The sequence below is a fragment of the Aeromonas sp. QDB14 genome (assembly GCF_027707845.1).
In the GTDB taxonomy this organism is placed as follows: domain Bacteria; phylum Pseudomonadota; class Gammaproteobacteria; order Enterobacterales; family Aeromonadaceae; genus Aeromonas; species Aeromonas caviae.
The window spans coordinates 46,225-71,445 of the sequence record NZ_JAPCJD010000007.1; the positions used below are offsets into that span (position 1 = coordinate 46,225).

Sequence of the window (25,221 nt, forward strand, 5' to 3'; positions counted from 1 at the left end):
AGGTAAAGGCGGGTGGCTGTGCCTCGGAGGGACTCAGATCCAGCCCAGGTGCGTCAGCCAGCCCTGGATGCGCCCCGGCGTCTCCTCCAGATCCATCAGGGCATAGGGGCGGTAGTTGAGCTTGTGGCTGCGGCGGCTCTCGCTTCTGCGGGCTTCGGCCGCCAGCAGGGGCCAGCGTCCTCCCTCCTCCTGATAGAGATCCAGGGTAGGGATGCTGCCCTGGGCTATCTGCTTGGCGAGGGTCTGGTTGCTCAGCTGGTTGGGGAAGAAGCCGTCGAGCAGCACCAGGGCATCGGGGGCGGGCAACTGTTCGCTGGCGATGAGGTTGGCGGCCCAGGCGGCGCTGGTACCCTGGGCCAGCAGCAGCTTGAAGCCCCCCTCCTGCAGCTTGGCATCCCCCAGCTTGCTGATGCGGGAGGCAAACTGCTTGCGAAAATCGTCGATGACCTGCTGTTTCTTCTCGGCGGCGGGGTCGAGCTCGGTCTGCTGCGGCGAGGGGAGCAGCAGCAGGGTATCGAAACCGAGGCGCCCCAGCTCCCGGGTCAGTTGCCACAGCTGGCCGCTGCGCTGCCAGTCGGGCAGCAGGATGACCAGACCCACGTAGTTGTCGCTGTCGTGCTTGGCAAACAGTACCTGTTGCTTGTCCACCCTGGTGCTGTCGGGTATTCCCTGCCAGTCGCTGCTCTGCCAGTAGTCGGGGGGAACCAGGGGGGCTGGATCCGGGGCGGCGCCTGACGGTGCCTGCCCGGCGCCGTGGGCGGCAAAAGCAAGCAGGGTCAGCAGCAGATAGGGGCGAAATGTCATGGGGGATCCTCCAGCACTCCCTCATAGCGGCCTCGCCGGGGGTTTCTTTAGGGCAAGGGGGCACATCGGCATCGGCGGTGGCGAAGAGGGTCTGACCGGCGGGCCGGACACGGGGCCGGGATTGTTCCAAATGGCAAAGCATTCCCGGTTTTGATTGTTCCATCCTGTGACCCATACATGGTTCAGTAAGGGCAGGCAGACAGGGGGCCGGGGCATGTCGTCACTGGCCGCAGGCGGAGAATTCTCCCCCCCTGTCTCGTCAGAACGAGAGATTCACCCTCACTTTCCATCGACAGGGAGCGTTATCGCCATGAGCACCTTGGTTCACTTGCCCATCCTCGACCTGAGGCAGCTGGATGCCTCGCCCGACGCCCGGGCCGATTTTCTGGCATCGTTGCGCGATGCCGCGAGAGAGACGGGATTTTTCTACCTGACCGGCCACGGCATCGATCCCGAGCTGCAGCAGGAGGTGCAGCAGCTGTCGCGGGCCTTCTTTGCGCTGCCTCTGGCGGCCAAGCAGCAGGTCGCCATGATCCACTCTCCCCATTTTCGTGGCTACAACCGACCGGGGGCGGAGCTGACCCGGGGTCAACCCGACTGGCGAGAGCAGTTTGATATCGGTGCCGATCGCCCAGCCTTGCCGCGCGCGGCGGGCGATCCGCCCTGGTGGCGGTTGCAGGGGCCGAATCAGTGGCCGGAGGCGCTGCCGACACTGCAACCCGTGCTGACGCGCTGGCGTGGGCAGATGACTCGCATGTCCCGTACCCTGCTCGGGGCTTTTGCCGAGGCGCTCGCACTGTCGCCAGATGCCTTCGATGCCCTGCACGGAGAGCGTCCCAACGAACATATCAAGCTGATCCGCTATCCCGGTGAGCGGGGCGCCACCCAGGGGGTCGGTCCCCACAAGGATTCGGGCTTCCTGAGCTTCCTGCTGCAGGATGACCAGCCCGGCCTGCAGGTGGAGGTGGCGCCGGATCACTGGATCGATGCGCTCCCGCTCCCCGGCACCTTCGTGGTCAACATCGGTGAGCTGCTGGAGCTCGCCAGCAACGGCTACCTGCGGGCGACCGTGCACCGGGTGGTGCCGTCGGCGCCGGGGCAGGAGCGTCTCTCCATCGCCTTCTTCCTAGGGGCCCAGCTCGACGCAGTGGTGCCCGTCTATCCGCTGCCCGAGGCACTGGCCCGTGAAGCCAGGGGGCCTGCCACCGACCCGCACAATCCGCTGCTGCGGGAGGTGGGCTGGAACTACCTCAAGGGGCGGCTGCGTTCTCACCCTGATGTGGCATTGCGCCACCATGCCGATCTGTTGCCGGCGCCCCGGGCGCTGGCGGTCGGCGAAACCACCCATTGATTGCATGGCAAGGAGCACAAGATGAACAAGCACGGACTGTTTTCCCTGAGCGGCCTGGTATTGGCCCTCGGACTCTCTCTCTCCGCCCAGGCAGCCCAGGCGCTGCGGGTTGCCGCGGATCCACTGCCCCATGCGGATATCCTCGGCGAGGTGAAACGCCAGGACCCTTCGCTGGATCTGCAGGTGATCGAGCTCAGCGGCGGCATCAATGCCAATGCCCTGTTGGTGGCGGGTGATGTGGATGCCAACTACTTCCAGCACGTCCCTTACCTGCGGGATCAGGAGAAGGCGCTCGGCACCGAGCTGGTGGTGGCCGCGACCGTACACGTGGAGCCTCTTGGCATCTATTCGAAGAAGTTCAAGCACCTGAGGGAGGTACCGGAAAAGGCGGTGATAGCCCTGCCCAACAATGTCACCAACCTGAGCCGGGCCCTCTATCTGTTGCAGCACGAGGGGCTCATCACCCTCAAGGCCGGTCATGAAGATCCGGCGCGGGATCTGGCGACGGTGCACGACATCGCCACCAACCCCAAGGCGCTCAGGATCCTGGAGATCGAGGCGCCGCAGCTGCCGCGCTCCCTCGACGACGTGGATCTGGCGGTGATCAATGGCAACTATGCCCTGGAGGCGGGGCTGGAGCCTGCTCGCGATGCCCTGGGGCTGGAGAGCGCCCAGAACAATCCCTACGCCAACATCCTGGTGACCACCCCGGCGCTCAAGGATGATCCGCGGATCCGCCAGTTGGCGCGGGATCTGGAGTCCAGGGCGATCGCCGACTTCATTCGCAAGAGCTACAAGGGGTCGGTGATTCCGGTGGCCGGGCGGCAGTCATGATAGTGCTGGAGGGGCTCGGCAAGCAGTACCCGGGGCACGGGCAACCCGCTCTGGAGGGGGTGTCGCTCGAGATTCCGGATGGGGCCATCTACGGCATTCTCGGGCGCAGCGGCGCGGGCAAGAGCACGCTCATTCGTTGCCTCAATCTGCTGGAACGGCCAAGCCGGGGCCGCATCCTGTTCGATGGCCGCGACATCACGGCCCTGGAGGGGGCGGCCTTGCGCCGCCACCGTCAGGGGACCGGCATGATTTTCCAGCACTTCAATCTGCTGCACGCCCGCAGCGTGGAGGAGAACGTGGCGGTCCCGCTGGAAATCGCCGGAGTGGCGCGCCGGGAGCGGGCAGCCCGGGTCAGCGAGCTGTTGGAATTGGTGGGGCTTGGCGAGCACCGTCGCGCCTTCCCCTCCCAGTTGTCGGGGGGGCAGAAGCAACGAGTGGGCATCGCCCGCGCCCTGGCCGCCAATCCGCGCCACTTGCTCTGTGACGAGGCGACCAGTGCCCTGGATCCGGAGACCACGGAGTCGGTGCTGGCGCTGCTTGCCGACATCAACCGCCGCCTCGGGATCACCATAGTGCTCATCACCCACGAGCTGGAGGTGGTCAGGGCCATCTGCGATCACGCGGCATTGCTTGAACGGGGTCAGCTGGTGGAAAGCGGCGCTCTGGGCACCCTGCTGGCCAACCCCGACTCCCGCGTGCGGCAGGCCTTGTTGCCGGATCCCGAGATCCTGCGGCGTTTCATGGCGCGTCACGGAGTCACAGAGGAGGTGCGTTTATGCAGAGTCGCCTGAGTGTCGATGCCTTGCTCGAACTGATGTATCAGGGGTCGCTCGAAACGCTCTACATGGTGGGAGTGGCGGCCGTGTTCACCCTGTTGCTGGGGCTGCCGACCGGGGTGCTGCTGGTGGTGACCCGTCCCGGGGGCGTGCTGCCCTTGCCCCGTCTCAACATGGTGCTGGGGATCGGTATCAACATCGGGCGGTCGCTCCCCTTCGTGGTGCTCCTGATCGCCCTGATCCCCCTGACCCGGCTGGTGGTCGGCACCTCACTGGGCAGCACCGCCGCCATCGTTCCCATTACCCTGGGGGCCTTCCCCTTCTTTGCCCGGGTGGTGGAGAGCGCCCTCGATGAGGTGGATAAGGGGCGCGTCGAAGCCGTGCTGGCCATGGGGGGCAGCGGCTGGCACGTGGTCGTCAAGGCGCTGCTGCCCGAGGCCTTGCCGGCGCTGCTGGCCGGACTCACCCTGACGGTGGTGATGCTCATTGGCTTCTCCTCCATGGCAGGGGTGGTCGGTGGTGGCGGGCTCGGGGATCTGGCGATCCGCTATGGCTACCAGCGCTTTGATGACAAGGTGATGGCAGGGACCGTGGTCATGTTGCTGCTGCTGGTGCAACTGGTACAGGGGGTGGGGGACAGGCTGGTGCGGGCACTGGCCCATCGCCGCTAGGGGCACGGCTTCTCATCAGGCCGGCCGTGAGGTGCCAGCCAATAAAAAAGCGAGCCTTGGCTCGCTTTTTTTGCAATCACATCAAGGGGTCAACTTAGTTGACGCGACGCTTGAATTCACCGGTACGAGTGTCGATTTCGATCTTGTCACCGATCTCCACGAAGGCGGCAACGGCCAGCTCGTAGGAGGTGCCCTTCAGGCGGGCAGGCTTGGTCACTTTACCGGAGGTGTCGCCACGGGCGGCCGGCTCGGTGTACTCGACTTCACGCACGATGGTGGTCGGCAGTTCTACGGAGATGGCTTTCTCGTTGTAGAAAGTCACTTCGCAGAGGTCTTCCATGCCGTCTACCAGGTAGTTCAGGGCATCACCCAGGTTGTCTTTCTCGACGTCGTACTGGTTGTACTCGGTGTCCATGAAGACATACAGCGGGTCGGAGTAGTAGGAGTAGGTGCACTCTTTACGCTCCAGCTGAACGACTTCCAGCTTGTCGTCGGCCTTGAAGACGGTCTCGGTGGCGCTGCCGTTCAGCAGACCCTTCAGCTTCATCTTGACCACGGCGGAGTTACGGCCGGATTTGTTGAATTCAGCCTTCTGGACCACCATCGGCTCGGTGCCGATCATGACTACGTTACCAGCGCGGATTTCCTGTGCGGTTTTCATGTAAAAAATTCCTGTTCGTGAAACGGACGGATAAAAACTGCCAGATTATATACGGCTTTCTAAAAATTTCACCAACCTCGTGACGAGATCTCCGTCCGCCAGCAGCCTCTGTGGCCAGGTGCGCCCATGTTGCTGCCATATGGCTGCGTATTGCGGCCATTGTGCCCAGAGTTCACCGGTGTGTTCCCCCCGGTTGAGGGCATGGTTGAAGCGGCGCAGCCACTGACCGGCCGGCGCTGGCAAGGGGGAGAGGTAGTGGTCGAGAAAACCGTCCAGCTTGACCATGTGGGCATCCTCTTCCTGCTGGTAGATGTGCCAGAGGAAGGGGCGCCCCGCCCACTGGGCCCGCACGAAGGAGTCCTCCCCGCGCACCAGGTTGAGATCGCAGCTCCACAGCAGGCGATCGTAGCCCCTCTGATCGGTCATCGGCAGCAGCTTGATGGTGAGGTTGCCCGCCTGGAGCAGATCTCCGGCCCGGGCACCGGGAATGGCCTCTGCCAGCCCTGCGCCGATGAGCACGTCGTCGAGGGAGCGCCCCAGCGGCAGCAGCAGGGTGACGGGGGTGACGCTCTGGCGCCAGCCCTCGACCAGGCTCCTGAGCGCCTCGCTCTCGTAGGTAAAGAGGCTGACCCGCAGCTCGTCTTCTCGTTGGGGTGGCAGGCCGAGGCTGGCCCAGTAGGCGGCCAGTCCCGCTACATCCTGTTGCCAGCGCTCGCGCTCGACGATGAGGCCGTGCTCGCACAAGAGGCCGCCGGTTCTGGCGGTGAAACCCGGGAAGAAGAAGTACTTGTCGAGGCGCCGGCTGCCGACCTGCTGGGGCGAGGCGAGGCCATGGCAATCCTCGACCCAGCTCTCGGCCGAGAGGTATTCGAGGTTGATCCAGCAGGGGGGGGTGGTCTGCTCGGCCATGCGTTCGATAAAGAGGGCAGGCAGCTCGCAGGCAAACGCCTCGATGACCACCCTGGCCGGTGTCATGTCGGCGGGGAGGCGCTCGTGCCAGTGCTGGACATAGATGCCATCGACCCACTGACCGTCCTGTGCGGGGTCGAGCGCCGGGCAGATGCGGGCGAAGCTAGCCAGATCGTCCACCCAGAGCCGCACTTGCACCTCACTCTTCTGCGCCGGGAGCGCGCCTTCCTGTTTGAGCTGGCGGGCGAGTCGCCAGGTGACGCCGATGTCACCGAAGTTGTCGACGACACAGCAGAAGATGTCCCAGTCGAAGGGGGGGAGAGGGCTTGTCATGGCGCAGGGTCCCAGATGCAAAAAAACCGGTGCGCAGGGTAGCACACCGGTTGGCTGGCTTCTAACGGTCGGCTCGGGGCCGAAGGAGGAACTTACTCCTTGCCGTAGACGTTGTTCTCCTGCTCGCGCACCCGGATGAAGGTGGTGCGTTTGGTGAGCTCTTTCAACTGGCTGGCACCCACATAGGTGCAGGTGGATCGCACCCCGCCCAGGATGTCGCGCACCGTGTTCTCCACCGGGCCGCGGTAGGGCAGCAGCACGGTTTTGCCTTCGGAGGCGCGATACTCGGCGACGCCGCCAGCGTGCTTGTCCATGGCGCTGGCCGAGCTCATGCCGTAGAACTTCATGAAGGGCTCGCCATCGACCTCGACGATTTCACCGCCGCACTCTTCGTGAGCGGCCAGCATGCCCCCCAGCATCACGAAGTCGGCGCCGCCGCCAAATGCCTTGGCCACATCCCCCGGGCAGGTGCAGCCGCCGTCACCGACGATCTGGCCACCCAGGCCGTGGGCCGCATCGGCACACTCGATGATGGCGGAGAGCTGCGGGTAGCCGACCCCGGTCTTGACCCGGGTGGTGCAGACCGAGCCCGGGCCTATGCCCACCTTGACGATGTCGGCGCCGGAGAGGATCAGCTCCTCCACCATCTCGCCGGTCACCACGTTGCCCGCCAGGATGACGTGGTTCGGGCAGGCCTCGCGGATCTTGCGCAAAAACTCGACGAAGTGCTGGGAGTAGCCGTTGGCCACGTCCACGCAGATGAAGCGCAGGGCGCTGGACATCGCGAGGATCTGGCGGGTCTTGGTGAAGTCCTCCTCCGAGGTGCCGGTGGAGACCATTACGTGGCCCAGCAGGGCCGGGTCGGTCTCATTGACGAAGGTTTGCCACTGCGCAAGGCTGTAGTGCTTGTGCACCGCCGTCATCATCTCGAAGCTGGCCAGGGTACGCGCCATGGCGAAGCTGCCGACGGTATCCATGTTGGCGGCGATGACGGGCACGCCCTGCCATTGGGTCTGGGTGTGCTTGAAGGTGAACTGGCGGGTCAGGCTGACTTGGGAACGGCTCTTGAGAGTAGAGCGCTTGGGGCGAAACAGGACATCCTTGAAACCGAGCTTCAAGTCTTCTTCGATACGCATTGCGAATTCCTTATTGAGCCTTGTGTGAGAGCTCACTTTGCAGTGGCAACTTTTCGGCAGGCGCAAAAAAACCGGTGGTTTTCAGGCCCTCCGGTTTACAGCAGTGTAGGCAAAAATCCCGTCAGAACAAGACTGATAATTCACGCACCGCTGTGGTAGCCTTTGGCGTCACAACCTGAGGATGGCCGCCAGCGTCATCCAGCACCCTGTTATCCCCTCGTTTTCCTGCTGCATTCCCCACTCACGCGCCGTGCCCGGCATGGATTGTCGCCTGTTGGCACCACGTCCAGAGCCGACTCCCCTGCGCGCCAGAATCCGGTTGACCCGGCAGTTGGCTGTGATACATCTGGGCGCAAGACTGACAAGGCGAGAGAGCAAGATGGGCAAGAGAATGGTGGCGGCGGCCATGATGTGGGCGCTGTGCGGCAGCGCGATGGCGGCCCAGACCAGCTATGGTTGGATCGAGAAGGGGGTGCTGATGCCCTACGGAGTGGCGGTCAAGATGAAGCTCGATACCGGTGCCCTCACTTCGTCGCTGGATGCCCGCGACCTGAAGCATTTCAAGAAGGATGGCAAGCCCTGGGTGCGCTTCAACCTGGTGCTGACCGATGCCAATACCGACAAGGTGGTGCGCCGGAGCGTGGAGCGACCTGTGGAGCGCAGCGTGACGGTGCGCGGGGCGGGCGGCATGGAGCAGCGCCCGACGGTGACCATGTCCGTCTGCGTCGGGGACCAGGTCTACAAGGAGTGGTTCACCCTGCGGGATCGCAGCAAGATGATCTACCCGGTGCTGCTGGGGCGCCGTCTGCTGGCGGAGCTGGGACCGGTGGATTCGAGCCGGACCTTCACGGTACAGCCCACCTGCGACTAGGGTGGTGCAGCCATGAAAAACGGGGGCCTGGCCCCCGTTTTTCATGGCGTGCGCAAAGGCTGACCCCTCATGCCTGGCGCGAGGCGGGCAGCAGCACGCTCACTTCGAGCCCCCCTTCAGGTCGATTGTGGATGTCGAGATCCGCTCCGTGAAGCTGGGCGATGCGCGAGACGATGGCCATGCCAAGGCCCACGCCATCCCCCTGCTGGGGATTGACCCGGAAGAAGCGCTCGCACAGCCGGGAGAGGGCGGCGGTGGGGATGCCGGGGCCGTTGTCCCGCACATCCACCCGGATCCGGTTGCCCACCTGGCTCACCACCACGGCGACTTCGCCGCCCACCTGGGTGTAGCGCAGCGCATTGTCGATGAGGTTGCCGAACATCAGCTCCAGCAACATTGCCTGTCCCATTACCTGCACCTGTTCGGCGCCCTCCAGGGACAGCTGCTGATCCTTTTTCAGGGCGATGGGGGCCAGGGTCGCCAGGGTGCCCTGCAACAGGGGGAACAGGGGGAGGGCGGTGAGGGCCGGGCTCTGCTGGTTGTCGATGCGGGCCTGGGTCAGCAACTGGCGGATCAGCCGGTCGCTGCGATCGAGGGCCAAGAGCATCTTGCGCAGGGCCTGCTCCCGGCTCTGATCATCCTCGGCCGTCATGGCGTTCTCGCTGTGGATGCGCAGCACCGCGAGGGGCGTGCGCAGCTCGTGGGCGGCCTCGTTGGTGAACTGTTTCTCCCGATCCAGGGTGTCAGCGAGGGCGTGCATCAGCCGGTTGATCTCCCCCACCAGCGGCGTCAGCTCCTCGGCCTTGATGGCAAGATTGAGGGGGCTCAGGTTGGCGGGATGACGCTCGCCGATGGCTTGCGCCAGCTGGTGCAGCGGTGACAGCCCCCGGGTGATCAGCCACCACAGCAGACCGAGCAGGAAGGGCAGGGTGATGAAGAGGGGCAGCATGGTGAGGGTGGCCATCTTGCTGGCCAGCTCGCTGCGTTCGTCATCCCGCTCCGCCACGATGAGCCAGGTCTGTTCACCTTCGTTGTAGAGGGTAAAGGTGCGCCACTCGTGGTGATCCTTGGTCTCGCTGTTGAAGCCCCGCTCCAGGGTGGTCAACGGTTGGGCCGGGGCATTGGGCGAGCGCAGCAGCACGGCGCCCTGCTCGCTCAGCAACTGGAAGTAGAGGTTGTGTTCGAATTCATGGCCATAGGGGGTGAACTCGTTGTCCTGACCGAACGGGAAGAAGCCGCCCTTCTCGATGTGGGGCGTCTCGGGGACGGCCTGCACCCACTCCTGGTACACGGTGCCGTTGCGCGGCAGCTCGCCGCTCTGCTTGAGATAGCGGCTGAGCAACTGGTTGGTGATGCGGGCGGACTGGGCGAGACGGGCATCAAACAGCTCTTCCATTTCGTGGTTGGCCTGCAGGTAGCCGATAAGGCCGCTGATGGCGAGGCTGAGGCTGACCAGGGCCAGGATGCCGGAGAGCAGGAAACGGCGGATGGAACGGACACGGCTCATGGGGCTGAGGCTCCTCTTGCGCCCTGGACGTCGAGCTGGGGCACGATGTAACCGACGCCGCGAATGTTGCGGATGAGCTCGGGGAAGAATTTCTTGCGCAGATGGTGAATGTGCACCTCCACCGCGTTGCTCTCTGCCCCCTCGTCCCAGCCGTAGAGGCTCTGTTGCAGTTGATCCCGGCTCAATACCCGGCCGCTCTGGGTGATGAGCTCCTGCAACAGCTTGTACTCGTGGGGGGTGAGCTTGACCGGCTCGCCCCGATAGGTGACCTGTTGTGACGCGGGGAAGAGCTGCAGCTCCCCGTACTCCAGCACCGCCTGGGCCTGCCCCTTGCTGCGCCGCACCAGGGCGCGCAGCCGGGCGTTGAGCTCCTGCAGGGCGAAGGGTTTGACCATGTAGTCGTCGGAGCCTGCATCCAGCCCCAGTACCCGGTCGTCCAGGGCATCACGGGCGGTCAGGATGAGCACGGGCAGGGTCTGCCCTTCCCGGCGCAACTTGCGCAGCAGGCTGATGCCGTCGATGTCCGGCAGGTTGAGATCCAGGACAAGGGCGGCAAACTCCTCGCTCTTGAGCGCCGAGAGGGCCGGCATCCCCTGCTGGAGCCAGTCCACCGTGTAGCCGCTGCTGCGCAGGGCATCCACCATGCCGTCTCCCAGCATCACATCATCTTCCACCAACAGGATCCGCATTGTTCTCTCCCTCAAACGACACTGCCCACCAGTATGCAAGCTGGTGGGCAGAGTTGAAATAGCACACTGTGCTGCTTGTGTTTACAGCTTGGCGAGACGCTCGCGAATTTCCATTCTGCGGCCCTCGTCCGCCACCTCGCGGCCAGGGCGGGCCGGGGCGGCCAGGGCCTTGTCCAGATAGACCTTCGCCTGTGCCTTGTCACCCTGATCCAGCAGGAAGTCGCCGTAGAAGAAGTTGGGGTCGATGCCGTTGGGATTGATGGCCAGCGCTTGCTTGAGCAGCTTCTCCGCCTTCTCGTCGTCTCCAAAACCCACCGGCCAGCCGGGTACCTGGTAGTAGAGGGATCCCAGGCTGGTGTAGGCCGAGCCTTCCAGCGCCTTGGGATCCTGCTTGATGGCGATCTCGAGCTTGGCCTTGGCCTCCTTCACCAGGCCAAGGGCGCCGAGGCCGCCCTTGGCCCCCGCCCAGGTGCTCTTGACGATGGCGGACCAGATCAGCAGATCGGTGCGAAATGCCTCCTTGGCGCTCGCCTCATCGGCCTTGGCACTCAGGCTCTCCAGGCAGCTCTCCTTGGCTTTTCCGGTCTGCTGGTACTGGCAGTGGGCCCACTCCTGCTGAATGGTGGGCAGGGCATCGGCGGCCTGGGCCAGACCGCTTGCCAGCAGGCCTCCCAGGGCGAGCAACAGGGGGCCGTGACCAAATCGGGGACGGAAAGTGGTGTGCTTCATCTCAATGTTCCTTCTCGTTTGTCGCACAGGCGGGATCGCTCCTGTGATCGGGGGCTGGGGAGGCGGTGCGGCGGGCGTGGCGCTCGATGATCGGGCGCTGCTTGGCCAGGGCCATGTCCACCAAGGCGGGCAGCAGGCCGTTGAGCCGCACAAAGAGCTTTTCCGGCCAGCCGAGCCAGCGGCGGCGTGTCTCGTTGCACAGGGCGATGACGGCCTCCTCGGCCACGTCCTGTGGGCTGTCGGTCCGGGTGCCGAGCTCGGCATTCATGGCATAGGCCGCCTCGGAGTTGAGGTGGGTGCGGGTGGCGCGGGGGGCAAAGTGCAGCACCTTGATGCCGGTTCCCTCCAGCTCCCGCCCCAGGGACTCGCTGAAGCCGCGCATGGCGAACTTGCTGGCGCAATAGACGCTGTAGCCGGCAAAACCGATGGCCCCGAGGCTGGAGCCGATGTTCATGATGATGGCGGGCTTGCGCAGCCGGGGCAGCAGGGCCCGGGTGAGCTGGATGGGCGCCTCGACGTTGAGCAGCAACTGGCGTGTCACCTGCTCGCTGCTCTGATCTTCCAGCCAGGCGAACTGGTTGCAGCCCGCACTGTTGATGAGCACGTCCAGCCCCTCGTCCAGGGCCGGATGTTGCAGCAGCTGCGCCCGCTCATGGGGAGAGCCGAGATCGGCCGTCACCGTCTGGTGGCGATCCGGATGAGGCAGCTCCCGGCGCAGGCGCTCCAGGGCGCTGGCCCGACGACCGTGCAGCAGCAGATGGGCACCCTGGGCCGCCAGTTCATGGGCCAGGGCTTCACCAATGCCGCCACTGGCGCCAGTCAGCAGTATGCGTTTGCCTTCAAGCTTCATTGGCAGGATCCCGTGAGCTGATAGAGCATGTCGCCATAGAGGCGGTAGACCACCTTGGCGGCGTGAATGATGGCGGCCTGATCGGCAGCATCTTCCACCCGGTTCATCAGGGATTCGAAGAACTTGAGGTGCTCCTGGTCCAGGGCCCCGTGGGAGCTCAGGTAGCTCATGGCCTGGGGCGGCAGACCCAGACCGCTCTTGAGCTGGTCGGCGACGGTCAGGGCGATGGCGACGCTGGTGCCTTCCAGCACCTGCACCATGCCGAAGAAGCCCATGGGATTGCCGCGCTGGATCTGGTCGTAGAGGAAGGCCACCATCAGCTCGATGGGCAGGCCCGGCTGGCCGTGGCGCACCGCCTCGGCATCACCGCCGCAGGCACGGATGTCGTTCAGGATCCACTCCTGATGGCCGTACTCCTCGTCAATGTACTCCCTGATGGCGCCACGCACCCATTCGTACTCCTGCCCCAGTTTGCCGCCGGTGGCCATCAGGAGCGGCACCGTGTGGCGCACGTGGTAGTAGGCCTGTGCCAGGAAGGCGAGGTAGGTGTCACGGCTGATGTCGCCGCGGCGGCAGGCCTCGATGATGGGGGCGTTGAACAGGCGTTCGCGCTCGCAGGCGGTGGCTTGTTGCAGGGTCTGGTAGAAGCTCATGAGGTCTCTCCTGTGAGGCATTGGCTGATCTGCCGGGAAAAATGGTGATAAATCTCGTTGCGACGGGGGCGCCCGTTGGCCGTCAGCAGGCCAGGGAGCTGATCCAGGGCGACCGGCAACCAGTGATGGATGCGGGCGTAATCGGGCAACTGCTGGTTGAGCCGGGCAATCTGCTCTGGCAATTGGGACTGGCTGCCCGGCAGCGGCTGGATAAGGGCCACGTTGGCGGGCTGACCATCACCGAAGATGACGATGCGGGCGATGGCCGGGCAGAGCTGGGCCTGGGCTTCCACCCACTCCGGGGAGAAGTTGCGGCCAAAGGCGGTGATCTGCACGTTCTTCTTGCGCCCCGTGATATGGAGATAGCCCTCCTCGTCGATCCGACCCAGATCCCCTGTGGCGATCTGGCTGCCCGTCTCGCCCTCTTCCCCCAGGTAGCCCAGCATGGCGCTGCCGCTGACCATGACTTCGCCGTCTGCGGCGATCGACACCTGGCAGTGGGGCAGGGGCAGGCCGACGCTGCCGGGACGATCCCCGTGGGGGCCGTTCAGGGCGACCACGGAGCCGCATTCGGAGAGACCGTATCCCTCATAGACCGGCAGCCCCGCCGCACGGGCGTGAGCGATGAGTTCGGGGGCGACCTTGCCGCCGCCCACGGCGACGAAGCGCAGGGTGCCGAGCTGTGTTGCCAGGGCAGGGGTATTGAGGCACAGGGCCAGCAGCAGGCGCAGCAACTCGGGGACCAGCACCAGGCTGTGGCTGGGCCAGCGCAGCAGTGCCTGGGCCAGGGCCGCAGGATCCAGCTTGCTGGAGCCCGAGAAGCCGAGTTCCCCCAGGGAGGGGATGCGGCTGCAGGCGCCGGTCAGCAGCGGTACATACAAGCCGGTCAGGTTCTCCAGCAAGGTGGTGAGGGGCAGCAGGGTCAGGTGTTTCTCAACCCGGGCAGGGGCCACCCGCAGGGCAAGGGATCCGCAGACCGCCGTCATCTGTTCCAGCGACAGGCAGACGCCCTTGGGTTGCCCCGTGGTGCCCGAGGTATAGGTGATCTTGGCGGTGCCCGCAGGCAGCTCGGGGAGGCGGGCCGGGATGCGGCGCCACAGGGGCACGGCCTGCTCATCGGGCCTGCCTGCCATGAGCACGAGGGGTGAGGCGGCTTGCCACCCCTGGTGCTCCGGGCCGACCAGGGCGTCTGCTCCGCTGCTTTCAAGCAGCCACGTCTGCTGCGCCGGACTGAAGAAGTGGGGAACCGGGATGACCACGATGCCGGCCCAGGTGCAGGCGAGATCGATCAGTGCCCAGGGCAGGCCGTTGTCGAGTTGCAGGGCCAGGCGGCGGATGCCGGCCCCTTGCAGCACGCCTGCCAGTTGCTGGATCTGCTGCCACAGGCTCTGGTAATCCAGCTCACCCTGGCTGCCTAGCAGCGCAGGCTGGTGCGGGGTCTGGCTGGCATGGTGGGCGATGGTGTCGAACAGCGTCATTGCGCGCACCTCCTGTCGATGTCGGCATGGTTAAAAAGGCGGGGCATGGGCCCCAGCAGGTTGAGCAGCAGGCTGCTCTGTGCGAGCACCTCGCGCCCCTGGTTGATGTCGCCTGCCATCACCTTGGGCTGGCAGCGGTAGTATTCGCCCCAGGCGCTGGCATCCTCCCCCACCTGATGGGCCTGGGCGGGGGCCAGCTCCACCGGGTTGAGACGCAGGCGGGTAAAGCTGTTGCGCAGCTTGGCGGTGCCGGTGAACACCACGTAGTCCAGGGCGTTGTCACACAGCAGACGGCACAGCGCGGCAAACATCAGGCGGGCGTGACCCGGTTCGCTGCAGGCAAGATTGCCCACTTCGATGATGCGGTGGCGGGCCGGACGGACCCCGAGACGGGTCTCGATGGCGGCCTCGACAGGCTGCTCCAGATATTGCTCCAGATAGAGCGGTTGCTCGTGCTCGCCATGGCAGGCCTGGTTAAGGCCGCAGGCACCGACCAGCACGCCATCTGCCCGGTAGAGCCCGAGCAGGCAGGGCAGGAAATGGGGAATGCGGGCGTTGAACTCGAGGGTATAGGCGGCCTGGATATAGGTTTGCAGCGCCATGACCTGCTGCGGGGATTCGGCCAGGATCAACCGGTAGGGGGCTTGGATCTCGATGGTCATGGTTGGCTCCTTCTCTTGCGATGGGATGAGAGTAAAAGGGCAAACTTAAGAAACCCTTAAGTCGCAAAAAAAGACGAAAAAAACTGGCGGGGGGTGAACGGGGGTCGATGGGGGCTCCAGACAAAACAGTTGCCAGCAGCGGGCGTGGCAGGCAATCTGCCCCGCTGTCGCCACCCGAGGAGCTGCCATGTCATCCCCTGTTCACTGTCCCCTGTGTCTCTCCCCTCGGCACCATGCCCTGCCGGTGGCGGGCAAGGGCTATTACCGCTGCCTGGCGTGCGAGCTGGTCTGGATGGACGAGGCGGACCACCTGGACGAGGGGGCCGAGAAGGCGGTCTATGACGGGCACGACAACCGGGTGGACGATCCCCGCTACCGGGCCTTTCTGATGCGTGCCTTTGGCGAGGTGCTGGCCCGGGTGTCGCCTCCTGCCAGCGGCCTCGATTTTGGCTGCGGCCCCGGGCCTGCCCTCATCGCCATGGGGCGGGAGGCGGGCTTCGAGATGGCGGGCTACGACAAGTTCTATGCCGACGACCCAGAGTGCCTGACAAGGCAATACGACTTCATCACCAGCACCGAGGTGATAGAGCACATCGCCACCCCCCGCGCCGTGCTGGACACGCTCTGGGGCTGCCTCAAGCCCGGCGGGGTGCTGGTGTTGCAGACCCAGCGGGTACTGGGGGACGATCGCTTCAAGACCTGGCGCTATCGCCACGATCCCACCCATATCGTCTTCTTCGCCGAGGCCTCATTCCGTGCCCTGGCGGTCCGCTGGCAGGCAGAGGTCGAGTTTCCTCATGCGGATGTGGCGGTGTTCACCAAACCCTGAGCCGGGCGTTTTCATTTGGCCATGAGTTGGGCATGCTGGTGGCCTGAACCCCAGGAACGGATGCCCCTATCTCCATGTTGATCCCCCACCTCTCATTGCAAGACGCTTGCCACCTGCAACTGGCGGCTCAGGGGCTGCTGACCCCGCGCCGCGCCAGAGCAACCCCCGCCGATCTGCTTGCCTGCATCAGACGCATGGCGTTGCTGCAGATAGACACCATCTCCGTGGTGGCCCGCAGCCCCTATCTGGTGCTGTTCAGCCGTCTCGGCCATTACGATCCGCGCTGGCTGGAACAACTGCTGGCTGATGGTGACCTCTTCGAATACTGGGCCCACGAGGCCTGTTTCGTCCCCCGGGAAGATTACCGGCTGCTGCGCCATCGCATGCTGGATCCCGCCGCCATGGGCTGGAAGTTCTCCGCCCAGTGGCTCAAGACCCACGGCGGCGAGATCGCGCAGATAGTGGAGCGCATTCGCCAGGATGGCCCGGTGCGGGCGGCAGACTTCGAGCGCAAGGGGGGCAAGGGCAACGGCTGGTGGGACTGGAAGCCCGAAAAGCGCCACCTGGAGGTGCTGTTTACCGCAGGTCAGCTGATGGTGCGCGAGCGGCGCAATTTCCAGCGGGTCTACGATCTCGCCGAGCGGGTCATGCCGGAGTGGAATGACGAGCGGGATCTGCCGAGTCCTGATCTCGCCCGGCGGGACATGGTGCGAGCCAGTTGCCGGGCGCTGGGGCTGGTCAAGACCGGCTGGGTGGCGGATTACTATCGCCTTAAACGGGGGAAATACGACGCCCTGCTCCACCAGCTGGCGGACGAGGGGGAGCTGTTGCCGGTACGAGTGGAGGGGTGGCAGCACGGAGCCTTCGTTCACGCCTCCCTGGCCGATGAACTGGTCCGGGCCCAGGCGGGCTCCCTCAAGGCGAGCCACACCGCCGTGCTCTCGCCCTTTGACCCGCTGGTGTGGGATCGCAAGCGGGCCAGCGAGTTGTTTGGCTTTGACTATCGCATCGAGTGCTATACCCCGGCCCCCAAGCGCCAGTACGGTTATTTCGTGCTGCCGTTGCTGCATCGCGGCAAGCTGGTGGGCAGGATGGACGCCAAGGCCCATCGCAAGGAGGGGGTGTTCGAGGTCAAGAGCCTCTATCTGGAGCAAGGGGTCAGGATCACCCAGAGCCTGGCCCAGGATCTGGGCAAGGCCATCCAGAAGCTGGCGGAGTGGCACCAGACCCCGCTGCTGCGTTATGGCAACGTTCCTGCTCCCTTGTTGGCTCAATGGCAGGAGGTGGCACGCTGAGGAAGGACGCCTACCCTCGCATCAAGCCGGGCAGCACCAGCGCAACGGCCGCGGTGATGCGCGCGCGAATGTCGCTGCCCGGCGCCAGCAAGCCGAGCGCCATCTGGCGCAGCGGCTCCGCCATGGTCATCGCCAGCAGCAGATCGCTGGTCTGGGCGGTGTCCAGCTCCCGCAGCCAGCCCAGTTGCTGCTGGCGCTGTAGCCACGCCGCCAGCGTCGCCCTGCCGCGGGCAATACCGTTCTCCTGATAGGCCGCCAGCAGGGCATCGCGCCCCGCGAACTCATGCTGCAGCAGCCGGAACATGCCCACCGCCGGTGCGCTCAGCACCTGTCCCGCTATGGTCTGCAAGCCCAGCACCAGCATCTCCCCCAGCGCGCCTGGATGAGCGGCATCCTGCTCGAAGGCCGGCTGGAAGGCATCGGTCCAGCTGCGCACCGCCTGCGCCACCAGCTCGTCGCGATTGGCGGCGAAGCGGTAGAGGGTCTTCTTGGCAACCCCCGCCTCTTTGGCCACCGCATCCACGGTCGCAGCGCTGTAGCCCCCCTTGAGCAACAAGGTCAGCGTCGCCTCGGCGAGGGCGGCGCGAAGGTCGGCTTCTGGGGTGACCGGACGGCCTCGTGAGCGTGTTTCTTCATCGTTCTGGTGCGACATATGGGCTCCTGGAAAGCATTGACAGACTAAGCATACAGGCATAGCGTAATTTAGGAAACGAGCATCGTTTCCTAAATTTATGGGAGTCATATCATGCATCCTTCTGCCCTGTTTGCCCCCTGGGGCGTCAATGACATCAATGAGTTGCTCAGTCCGCAACCCCTTCGCCTGGAAATGGGTCTGACCCGCAGCACCGACGGCCTGCTGACGGTCGCCATCCGCACCGATCTGCACGGCTGCAAGGGGCGCATGCTGGATTGGTGGTTCACCTTCTTCGAGACGACCCAGCACATCAGGTGGTGGCACCCCCACGATCATGTCGAGCACCGGGGCTGGGATCATCACTGGAAAAAAGGGGAGCGCTTCGTGGGAGCCAGCATAGAGGCGGTGGAGTGGCTTGCCGAGCTGCCGCCGGTGGCAGCTCGCCTCAAGTTCCACGGTGCCGAAGAGGTGTTCGCCCCGCAATCTCTACACGAGGCGCGGGAGACGCAGGCTCTCTCTGCCGCCATCTGCGCCCGTATCGGCTTTGGCGACGAGGTGGCGCTGGATGAGCAGGGGGCGCCACTGGATGGCGAGATGCTGCACCTGGCGCGCGATACCCCCTATGGCTGTGTGCTGCGCAGTCGTTTTCTGCTGGGCAAGGCCTGCGCCAATCCGTTTGACGAGGTGCCGGACGAGGTAGGTTTCAACCTGATGCGCCACTGCTACAGCGAGTTCAGCTATCTGGCGCAGTTTCTGCCGTCGCTCTACTACGCGGAAAACGGTCGTGAACCGGCACCGCGACTCTGGTGACGGATGCCGAACGAGCGTGCAGGCCAGCTGCCGGATGGAGATGAACCGCGGAAGATGGTCATAAAAAAACCGGGCACTGGGCCCGGTTTGTCATGCAGTCAGGATGTGCTTACTGGAGCACCAGCACCATCAGCAGGCCGACGGTGATGGCGGACACCAGGAAGGCGAAGCCATAGAACACATAGTGGTGCAGCTTGGTGGTGTGGATCCCCAGATCATGCAGGCCGTGGTAGATGCGGTGCATGCCGTGCCAGATGGGCAGGGCGATGATCACCAGCAGGATGCAGGCACCCCACCAGGAGCTGGCGAATGCCAGCACGCGCTCGTAGCTCATGGTCTCCACGTCCATGATGCCCATGGGCACCAGCAGACCTGTGATGAGGACAATGACCGGCAGCAGCATGGCAACCACCATGCCACCCGCACCAAACAGACCCCAGTAAATTGGCTCGTCAGAACGTCTCATATTTTTTCCTCAAATCATGATTGAGTGATCGTGGCCAACGTTTCTGAGTGAGAGCCCGGTACCAAACAGACACCAATAACCGGGTTCGTCAGAACGTCTTATGGTTTTCTCCTCAGGCCACGATGATCAGGACAAGCAGGGATACCGCCGCCAGCGCCACATACTGGGCGATGACGATCGGCTTCTCCGGCACCAGGTCTTCGCCACGGAAGATGCGCATGGCTTTCGGTGCCAGGGCGAACCAGGTCTTGGCGTGGAACAGGCAGGCTGCCAGGGCGATGACGTGGAACAGGATGGCAATGGGGCTCTGCAGGGATTCCAGCCAGCCGTTGAATGCCTCCTGACCCTGTACCAGCCGCAGCAGACCCCACATCAGCACGACGGCGTAGATGGAGACGAAGATGCTGGTGCCTTCGCGGATCATGTAACCGGTGTAGAAGGCATTCTTCAGCCACCAGTCTTTTTTCATCTCGCGCACGTAAGGCTTACGTTTGCTCTCAGTGTTGTTCATGGTCTCACTCCTGGTCTCAGTCCGGCTTGAACATGGCGATCATGTAGTCCTTGGCGCTCTCGACCTTGCCAAGCTGGATGGCGGCGGCCGGATCCACGCCTTTCGGGCACACTTCGGAGCAGTAGCCCACGAAGGTGCAACCCCAGACGCCCTCGTCCTGGCTGATGATCTTCATCCGCTCCCTGGACGCGCTGTCGCGGTTGTCGGCGTTGTAGCGATAGGCCAGTGCCAGGGCCGCCGGACCGGTGAACTTCTTGTTGATGCCATATTGCGGGCAGGCCGCGTAGCACAGACCGCAGTTGATGCACATGGAGAACTGGTGATACTTCGCCATGTCAGCCGGCGTCTGGGTGTACTCGCCGTCGCACAGGCTGCGCGGCTCGGACGGGATGATGTAGGGCTTGATGCTCTCCAGCTTCTCGATGAAGTCGGACATGTCGACCACCAGATCGCACTCGATGGGGAAGTTGTTGAGCGGCTCGATAGTCATCTTGCCCGGCAGGTAATCCCGCAGGAAGGTCTTGCAACCGAGTTTCGGAATGCCGTTGACCATCATGCCGCAGGAGCCGCAGATCGCCATCCGGCAGGACCAGCGGAAGCTCAGGGTAGAGTCCAGATGATCCTTGATGTATTGCAGCGCATCCAGCAGGGACATCTCTTTGAGGTAGGGCACCTGGAAGGTCTGCATCCAGGGCTCGTTATCCTGCTCGGGACGGTAGCGCAGGATTTCAATTTCGATCATCTCAGCCATTCTTCTTAGCCTCGTCTTGTTTCTCACCCTCGGAACCGTACACGCGCTTGGCCGGTTGGGATTTAGTGATCTTCACATCGGAATAGTCGATGGTCGGGGCCCCTTCGCCGTTGTAGAAGGAGAGAGTGTGCTTGAGGAAGTTGACGTCATCGCGCTCCTCGTAACCGTCCAGACGCTGGTGGGAACCGCGGGACTCTTTGCGGTTGATGGCGGAGTGCGCCATGGCTTCCGCCACGTCCAGCATGTAGCCCAGCTCGATGGCGTACAGCAGGTCGGTGTTGAAGACCGAGGACTTGTCGTTGATCTTGATCTTCTTGTAACGGGCTTTCAGCTCGTTGATCTTGTCGATGGTGCCCTGCATCAGCTCTTCGGTACGGTAGATACCGACACCAGCTTCCATGGACATGCCCAGTTCGTTGCGGATATCCGCCGGGTTTTCGGTGCCGTCGATGTCCAGCAGGGAGAGGTGCTGCTTGATGAGCGCCTCGGCCTTGGCGACCAGCGCCTGGGTGTTGCCGTGTTGCTGGGTGGCGGCAAACTCGGCTGCCTGCTCACCGGCCACCTTGCCGAAAACCACGATCTCGGACAGGGAGTTGGAACCCAGACGGTTGGCGCCGTGCAGACCGACGGAGGCACATTCGCCAGCGGCATAGAGACCGGCCAGACGAGTGGCGCACTTGCCGTCGGTTTCGATGCCACCCATGGTGTAGTGGGCGGTCGGACGTACCGGAATCGGCTCTTTCACCGGATCCACACCCACATAGGCCTTGGCCAGTTCGCAAATGAAGGGCAGACGCTCTTTCAGGTACTTCTCGCCAAGGTGGCGCAGGTCGAGGTGAACCACGTCGCCCATGGGGCCCTGGATAACGCGGCCTTTTTGCTGCTCCTGCCAGAAGGCCTGGGAGAGACGGTCGCGCGGACCCAGCTCCATGTGCTTGTTCTTCGGCTGGCCGACGGGGGTTTCCGGGCCCAGACCGTAATCTTGCAGGTAGCGATAGCCATCCTTGTTCAGCAGGATGCCACCCTCACCACGACAACCTTCGGTCATCAGGATGCCGGTGCCCGGCAGACCGGTCGGGTGATACTGGACGAACTCCATGTCCCGCAGCGGTACGCCGTGGCGGTAGGCCAGGGCCATGCCGTCACCGGTGACGATGCCACCGTTGGTGTTGTAGCGATAGACACGACCTGCGCCGCCGGTGGCCAGCACCACGGACTTGGCCTGGATGAAGCGGGTGATGCCGTTCTGGATGTCAAAGGTGACGACACCCTGGACACGGCCATCTTCCACGATGAGATCCAGACAGAAGTGCTCGTCGAAGCGCTTGATGGTCGGGTACTTGATGGAGGTCTGGAACAGGGTGTGCAGGATGTGGAAGCCGGACTTGTCGGCGGCGAACCAGGTGCGGGGGATCTTCATCCCGCCGAAACGGCGCACGTTGGCCTTGCCGTCCGGTTTGCGGCTCCAGGGGCAACCCCAGTGCTCCAGCTGGATCATCTCGTTGGTGGCGTTGTTGACGAAGTACTCGACTACGTCCTGCTCACACAACCAGTCACCACCGGAGACGGTGTCGTTGAAGTGGTTTTCCGGGGAGTCGTCATCGCGGACGACGCCTGCGGCGCCACCTTCGGCGGCCACTGTGTGGCTGCGCATCGGATAGACCTTGGAAATCAGGGCGATTTCCAGCTCCGGGTGGGCTTCTGCAATGGCGATTGCGGCACGCAGGCCACCGCCACCGGCACCGATGATGGCAACATCGGTCTTGATAATATCCACATCTGCCTCCTTAGGGATAGATTTGCTGGGCACGATTTTGCTCTATGAAAAAAATTCAGGCTTGATGCAAGTCAAACTGCTTTGTTTTAGTGCTTGGCAACGGTGATTTTTATTACAACCACCCCATTCCTTGGATGAAAATGCCGTCATTATCGCCATCCATCAGTGATCTGGATCAGCCGTACTCGCTACTCTGGTGATTTTAACTCCAAGATTATACGTAGTTTTCTTTCAAAAAAATGAGAAATGCCTCTCTTTTTGGGTATTACCCATAAAGTTTTTAAGTTTTTTATCAAAACAGTTTAATGATAACTATTATCACGATGACATATCGAGATTAGGCATCAAAAAAGTAATGCGAATATAGCCATGACAGACTGGGCCCGTCTCCCACACATGGGCAAAAGGAGATGTCGATCACAGGGTTTAGGGTCTCGAAAGGGGATTATAACCGTTGAAACAAAAAGGGTTTATAAAAAAAAGGGGCCTGAACGACCCCTTTCTTCCCATGGTCGATCAGATGCGGAACATGCCGACCTGATTATTCAATTCACCTGAAATATTTTTAAGCTGGGCCGACAGATTGCGGGAGCTGTCCGCATCCACTGCCAGCTCGTCCGAGACATCCTTGACCGCCTGGATGTTGCGGCTCACCTCGTCGGTGACGGCACGCTGTTCCTCGGCGGCGCTGGAGATCTGGGTCGCCATGTCGGAGATCTGGTTGATGGAGGTGGTGATCTGCTCCAGCGCCTGGGTCGCATCGTTGGCATCTTCCACGCTGTTCTGGGCCAGCAACTGACCCTCGTGCATGGTACTGACGGCGCCCTGGGTGTTGCGCTGCAGGGTCTCGATCATGCTGCGGATCTCGACGGTGGAGCTGTGGGTGCGCTGGGAAAGCACCCGCACCTCGTCGGCCACCACGGCAAAGCCGCGTCCCTGCTCGCCAGCCCGGGCGGCCTCGATGGCGGCGTTGAGCGCCAGCAGGTTGGTCTGCTCGGCGATGCCCTGGATGGTGGAGAGGATGGTGTTGATCTCCTGGGCGTTCTTCTCCAGTTCCTGAATGATGCCGGAGGCCTGCTTGACCTGGGTGGCGAGATCCGTGATGGAGCGCTGGTTGCGGGCAATCACCTGCTTGCCGTGCTCGCAACTGCTGGAGGAGCTGCGGGCCGCTTCCGCGGTCTGCTCGGCATTGCTGGCCACTTCGACGGCGGTGGCGGACATCTCGTGCACTGCGGTCGCAATCTGGGAGATCTCGTTTTGCTGGCGGGCCAGCCCCTGGTTGGATTTCTCCGCCATGTCGTGGGAAGACCTGGCCTGCTGGTTGAGCTGGGTGGAGGAGTTGGAGATGTCCTGCACCATGACGTGGATGCGCTCGATGAAGGTGTTGACGTGCTTGGCGACGGTACCGACCTCGTCTTCACGCTCGATTTTGATGCGACGGGTGAGATCGCCGTTGCCGCGGGAGAGATCGACAATCGCCTCGCCCAGGGTTTTCCGCGGCGCCAGGGAGCCGTTGATGGCGACATAGGAGAAGCCCGCCACGATGAGGATGGTCAGCAATCCCTGAATAAGGTCGGAGGTGACCATGCGGGAGACGGACTGGTAGGCGACTGCTTCATCCACCACGATGCCGAAATACCAGTTGGTGTTGGGGATCTCGGTGAGGTCGAATACGCTCGCCTTGCCGCTGATATCCATCTCGGAGATGGTGTTGTCATGGGCCAGCTCGTTGACCTTGGCTGCCGTCAGTTCCGGGGAGATGGCGGTGGCGGGTTTGAGGGTCAGATCCTTGTCCGGGTGGGCGATGATGGTGCCGTTGCTGTCCACCAGAATGGCATAGGTGCCTTCCGAGTTCATGGCGAGCACGTCTTTCACCAGACCGTCGATGGAGACGTCACCGGCGATGACGCCGTCGGTGTTGCCGCGACTGAAGGGCTCGGCGATGGTGATGATGAGCTGGCCGGTGGTGATGTCGGCATAGGGGGCCGTGATGGCGAGCTTGCCGGCGGCCATGGCGTCCTTGTACCAGGGGCGCTGGCGCGGATCATAGCCGGCCGGCAGATCGGTCGGCTTGCTCTGGATCATCCGGCCATCCTTGGTGCCCACGTAGACGAGATCGAAGTTGCCCGCATTCATGGACTGGGCCAGGTGGCTGAGGGGCTCGTCTTCCTTGGCGAAGGCTTCCTTGGTGGCGGTGACGAGATTGATGCGGGCGTCGAGCCAGCGGGAGATCCCCTTGACGTTGGCGACCGAGCTGTCGTCGATGAAGCTCCAGATCAGCCGCTGGGTTTCACTGCGCAACTGGGAGGTGTTGTACCAGACCTGCAGGCCGGTGATGACCAGAATGATGGCCCCGATGGAGAGGACCAGCTTGTTCTTGATGGATAGGTTCATGTTTACATCCTTGTGAGCGTCAGTCAGAGATCCATGGTGTTTGTTATTGTTATGAGCCAACTCTGTATCGGCTGGCTATGGACTTTATGTATCCCGGTGCACCGCATTTTTTCAATTCTTTTCACCTCCTTGTGGCCTGCCAGGGCGCGCCGATACTCAGCTGAATCGATCTGGCCGGTTGGTGAAGATGCCATCGACACCCATGCTGGCGAGGGCGATCCCATCACTCACTTCGTCGACTGTATAGACCAGGATCTTGAGCCCCCGGCGATGGGCATCCGCCACCAGGGTCTCGTCGACGAAATCCACGTCGCAGTTAAGTGACCAGGCCCCCAGCGTCTCGGCGAAGGCGGCGCCGTCGAGGGGCAGGCTGGCCGTGAGGGCGCCGATCCTGATTTCCGGTCGCAGTCCCTTGAAGCGTAACAGCTCGGGATGATGAAAGGAGGAAACGATCCAGTGCGCCTGGGTAAAGCCAAGCTCGGCCTCGGCCCGCCTGGTCAGGGCGGCCACCGGCTCGGCGGTGTGGGCGCCCTTTAGCTCGATGTGCAGTTCGCAGCGCCCCGCCACCAGTGCCATCACCTGCCACAGGGTCGGGATCCGCTCCTCGTCCCCCGCATCCAGGCTCGCCAGGTACTCCCGGGATTGCCCGGTCAGCACACCCTGGCCGTTGGTGCAGCGCTCCAGTCGCCGGTCGTGGAAGACCCAGAGCTCTCCGTCGGCCCACTGCACGTCCAGCTCGATGGCTTTGGCACCCAGATCCAGCGCCAGGCTCATCGCCTTGAGGGTATTCTCCGGGGCCAGGCCGCTGGCACCGCGATGGGCAATGATCTGCATGATGGC

At 63.4% G+C, this 25,221-nt stretch carries 26 protein-coding genes; 8 read left to right on the forward strand and 18 right to left on the reverse strand.

Features of this window, described 5'->3' with window-relative positions; genetic code table 11:
- Positions 1-33: 33 nt before the first annotated feature.
- The gene (locus PG887_RS03805) at positions 34-804 is read right to left on the reverse strand and encodes a DUF3530 family protein (RefSeq protein ID WP_039041094.1); all 771 of its coding nucleotides are present in this window, start codon (positions 802-804) and stop codon (positions 34-36) included.
- A 310-nt stretch (positions 805-1,114) separates the two neighbouring features.
- Between PG887_RS03805 and PG887_RS03810 the strand changes: the two genes are divergently transcribed.
- The 4 genes from PG887_RS03810 to PG887_RS03825 are packed head-to-tail and all read left to right on the forward strand — an operon-like array spanning position 1,115 to position 4,436.
- Complete coding sequence (locus PG887_RS03810) at positions 1,115-2,155, forward strand: isopenicillin N synthase family dioxygenase (RefSeq protein ID WP_039041093.1); 1,041 nt, start codon at positions 1,115-1,117, stop codon at positions 2,153-2,155.
- A 21-nt stretch (positions 2,156-2,176) separates the two neighbouring features.
- Entirely contained in the window at positions 2,177-2,989 is an 813-nt protein-coding gene (locus tag PG887_RS03815) for a MetQ/NlpA family ABC transporter substrate-binding protein (protein ID WP_042014517.1), read from the forward strand.
- Positions 2,986-3,780 carry a methionine ABC transporter ATP-binding protein gene (locus PG887_RS03820; protein ID WP_010673786.1) on the forward strand — a complete coding sequence of 265 codons (795 nt, stop codon included), beginning with the start codon at positions 2,986-2,988 and terminating at the stop codon, positions 3,778-3,780. Before PG887_RS03815 ends, PG887_RS03820 begins: the two co-directional genes overlap by 4 nt.
- On the forward strand, positions 3,765-4,436 hold the full coding sequence (locus tag PG887_RS03825; RefSeq protein WP_010673787.1) for a methionine ABC transporter permease: 672 nt from the start codon (positions 3,765-3,767) through the stop codon (positions 4,434-4,436). The genes PG887_RS03820 and PG887_RS03825 overlap by 16 nt, the downstream gene beginning before the upstream one ends.
- Before the next feature lie 94 nt (positions 4,437-4,530).
- On the opposite strand, the gene efp is transcribed toward PG887_RS03825, so the two are convergent.
- The 3 genes from efp to PG887_RS03840 form a co-directional block, all read right to left on the reverse strand.
- Complete coding sequence (efp, locus tag PG887_RS03830; protein ID WP_010673788.1) at positions 4,531-5,097, reverse strand: elongation factor P; 567 nt, start codon at positions 5,095-5,097, stop codon at positions 4,531-4,533.
- Between the two features lie 45 nt (positions 5,098-5,142).
- Positions 5,143-6,339, reverse strand: a complete 1,197-nt coding sequence (gene earP / locus PG887_RS03835) for an elongation factor P maturation arginine rhamnosyltransferase EarP (protein WP_270821206.1) — start codon at positions 6,337-6,339, stop codon at positions 5,143-5,145.
- A gap of 92 nt (positions 6,340-6,431) precedes the next feature.
- Positions 6,432-7,475 (reverse strand): GMP reductase, encoded by a 1,044-nt coding sequence (locus PG887_RS03840; protein WP_039041089.1) that lies wholly within the window; start codon positions 7,473-7,475, stop codon positions 6,432-6,434.
- A 391-nt stretch (positions 7,476-7,866) separates the two neighbouring features.
- Here PG887_RS03840 and rloA3 point away from each other — a divergent pair, with 391 nt between their 5' ends.
- Positions 7,867-8,346 carry a retropepsin-like aspartic peptidase RloA3 gene (rloA3, locus tag PG887_RS03845; protein ID WP_041201491.1) on the forward strand — a complete coding sequence of 160 codons (480 nt, stop codon included), beginning with the start codon at positions 7,867-7,869 and terminating at the stop codon, positions 8,344-8,346.
- A 67-nt stretch (positions 8,347-8,413) separates the two neighbouring features.
- Here rloA3 and PG887_RS03850 read toward each other — a convergent pair whose 3' ends face one another.
- The 7 genes from PG887_RS03850 to PG887_RS03880 form a co-directional block, all read right to left on the reverse strand.
- Positions 8,414-9,853 carry an ATP-binding protein gene (locus PG887_RS03850; protein ID WP_270821208.1) on the reverse strand — a complete coding sequence of 480 codons (1,440 nt, stop codon included), beginning with the start codon at positions 9,851-9,853 and terminating at the stop codon, positions 8,414-8,416.
- Positions 9,850-10,542, reverse strand: a complete 693-nt coding sequence (locus tag PG887_RS03855) for a response regulator (protein ID WP_041215642.1) — start codon at positions 10,540-10,542, stop codon at positions 9,850-9,852. The genes PG887_RS03850 and PG887_RS03855 overlap by 4 nt, the downstream gene beginning before the upstream one ends.
- 81 nt (positions 10,543-10,623) lie before the next feature.
- The gene (locus tag PG887_RS03860; protein WP_201932381.1) at positions 10,624-11,271 is read right to left on the reverse strand and encodes a tetratricopeptide repeat protein; all 648 of its coding nucleotides are present in this window, start codon (positions 11,269-11,271) and stop codon (positions 10,624-10,626) included.
- Position 11,272: 1 nt separating this feature from the next.
- A complete protein-coding gene (locus PG887_RS03865) occupies positions 11,273-12,121 on the reverse strand; it encodes an SDR family oxidoreductase (protein ID WP_039039562.1) in 849 nt (282 codons plus the stop codon).
- Positions 12,118-12,774 (reverse strand): TenA family transcriptional regulator, encoded by a 657-nt coding sequence (locus PG887_RS03870; protein ID WP_039039563.1) that lies wholly within the window; start codon positions 12,772-12,774, stop codon positions 12,118-12,120. The genes PG887_RS03865 and PG887_RS03870 overlap by 4 nt, the downstream gene beginning before the upstream one ends.
- Complete coding sequence (locus PG887_RS03875; RefSeq protein ID WP_270821209.1) at positions 12,771-14,252, reverse strand: AMP-binding protein; 1,482 nt, start codon at positions 14,250-14,252, stop codon at positions 12,771-12,773. Before PG887_RS03875 ends, PG887_RS03870 begins: the two co-directional genes overlap by 4 nt.
- The gene (locus tag PG887_RS03880; RefSeq protein WP_042014526.1) at positions 14,249-14,914 is read right to left on the reverse strand and encodes a thermostable hemolysin; all 666 of its coding nucleotides are present in this window, start codon (positions 14,912-14,914) and stop codon (positions 14,249-14,251) included. Before PG887_RS03880 ends, PG887_RS03875 begins: the two co-directional genes overlap by 4 nt.
- Before the next feature lie 187 nt (positions 14,915-15,101).
- On the opposite strand from PG887_RS03880, the gene PG887_RS03885 reads away from it, so the two are divergent.
- On the forward strand, positions 15,102-15,743 hold the full coding sequence (locus tag PG887_RS03885; RefSeq protein WP_214002503.1) for a class I SAM-dependent methyltransferase: 642 nt from the start codon (positions 15,102-15,104) through the stop codon (positions 15,741-15,743).
- Between the two features lie 74 nt (positions 15,744-15,817).
- Complete coding sequence (locus PG887_RS03890; protein ID WP_270821210.1) at positions 15,818-17,038, forward strand: winged helix-turn-helix domain-containing protein; 1,221 nt, start codon at positions 15,818-15,820, stop codon at positions 17,036-17,038.
- 10 nt (positions 17,039-17,048) lie between these two features.
- On the opposite strand, the gene PG887_RS03895 is transcribed toward PG887_RS03890, so the two are convergent.
- Positions 17,049-17,690 carry a TetR/AcrR family transcriptional regulator gene (locus PG887_RS03895; protein WP_160837051.1) on the reverse strand — a complete coding sequence of 214 codons (642 nt, stop codon included), beginning with the start codon at positions 17,688-17,690 and terminating at the stop codon, positions 17,049-17,051.
- Positions 17,691-17,783: 93 nt separating this feature from the next.
- Between PG887_RS03895 and PG887_RS03900 the strand changes: the two genes are divergently transcribed.
- The gene (locus tag PG887_RS03900; protein ID WP_124814410.1) at positions 17,784-18,482 is read left to right on the forward strand and encodes a DAPG hydrolase family protein; all 699 of its coding nucleotides are present in this window, start codon (positions 17,784-17,786) and stop codon (positions 18,480-18,482) included.
- Positions 18,483-18,591: 109 nt separating this feature from the next.
- Here PG887_RS03900 and frdD read toward each other — a convergent pair whose 3' ends face one another.
- From frdD to PG887_RS03930, 6 genes are all read right to left on the reverse strand, one after another.
- Positions 18,592-18,948 (reverse strand): fumarate reductase subunit FrdD, encoded by a 357-nt coding sequence (gene frdD / locus PG887_RS03905; protein WP_025326128.1) that lies wholly within the window; start codon positions 18,946-18,948, stop codon positions 18,592-18,594.
- Positions 18,949-19,060: 112 nt separating this feature from the next.
- On the reverse strand, positions 19,061-19,459 hold the full coding sequence (locus PG887_RS03910; protein ID WP_010673804.1) for a hypothetical protein: 399 nt from the start codon (positions 19,457-19,459) through the stop codon (positions 19,061-19,063).
- Between the two features lie 16 nt (positions 19,460-19,475).
- Positions 19,476-20,210, reverse strand: a complete 735-nt coding sequence (locus tag PG887_RS03915) for a succinate dehydrogenase/fumarate reductase iron-sulfur subunit (RefSeq protein ID WP_270821212.1) — start codon at positions 20,208-20,210, stop codon at positions 19,476-19,478.
- The gene (gene frdA / locus PG887_RS03920; RefSeq protein WP_270821213.1) at positions 20,203-21,987 is read right to left on the reverse strand and encodes a fumarate reductase (quinol) flavoprotein subunit; all 1,785 of its coding nucleotides are present in this window, start codon (positions 21,985-21,987) and stop codon (positions 20,203-20,205) included. The genes PG887_RS03915 and frdA overlap by 8 nt, the downstream gene beginning before the upstream one ends.
- A 516-nt stretch (positions 21,988-22,503) precedes the next feature.
- Positions 22,504-24,381, reverse strand: a complete 1,878-nt coding sequence (locus tag PG887_RS03925) for a methyl-accepting chemotaxis protein (protein ID WP_270821214.1) — start codon at positions 24,379-24,381, stop codon at positions 22,504-22,506.
- 156 nt (positions 24,382-24,537) lie between these two features.
- On the reverse strand, positions 24,538-25,215 hold the full coding sequence (locus PG887_RS03930; protein ID WP_270821215.1) for a glycerophosphodiester phosphodiesterase: 678 nt from the start codon (positions 25,213-25,215) through the stop codon (positions 24,538-24,540).
- Positions 25,216-25,221 lie beyond the last annotated feature (6 nt).